Source organism: Nocardia africana NBRC 100379, assembly GCF_001612635.1.
In the GTDB taxonomy this organism is placed as follows: Bacteria; Actinomycetota; Actinomycetes; order Mycobacteriales; family Mycobacteriaceae; genus Nocardia; species Nocardia africana.
In genome coordinates, this window is the sequence record NZ_BDAV01000093.1 from 1 (window position 1) to 564 (window position 564).

Genomic DNA, 564 nt, shown 5'->3' on the forward strand with positions numbered 1-564 from the left:
GGCCGGTCTCGAGCAGGGCCGCGCGCACCGCGGGCGCTTGCTCGATCTGGTTGACCACCACCACATCCGGGCGAGCGCTGCGCACGATCGCCGCCAGTTGCGCGGCGTCGGCGCCGAACCGGGCCCGGTACTTCGTGCCCGGTAGCGCGGTGCGCTCGAACCACACGCGCTCATCGGAGACCCGCGCCGGGGCGGCGAGGGTGATATCCGCGCCGAGATCAGCCAACGCGGGCAACAGCAGTTCGGCGACGGTGAAACCCGAATCGGCGCTGAGCCGGTCGGGGTTGGAGATGTTGAGCAGATACAGCAACCGCATCATGTCCTCCACCAGGTGCGAAAGGCCGCAGCGGCGGGATCGCTGCCGCCGGGCCGGGGAACCCAGGAAAACGCTGGTGGTACACGTGAGGGAATGGTGAACTGAACTCATTCACGATTCACTCAACTCACGCACGCGCGGGGGGACGAAAGATCTTGAAAACACCGCAGCTCAAGGCCGCCCAGCAGGCGGCCGAGGCGTTCGCCGCCGAAGTCGCCTACTGGCGCGAGAACGCCGGCCTGGGCAAG

At 68.1% G+C, this 564-nt stretch carries 1 protein-coding gene; it reads right to left on the reverse strand.

Features of this window, described 5'->3' with window-relative positions:
- Positions 1-319 (reverse strand): glycosyltransferase family protein (locus NA3_RS35435; RefSeq protein ID WP_218021970.1); only part of this gene is annotated, 319 nt, incomplete at its 3' end.
- Between the last annotated feature and the right edge of the window lie 245 nt (positions 320-564).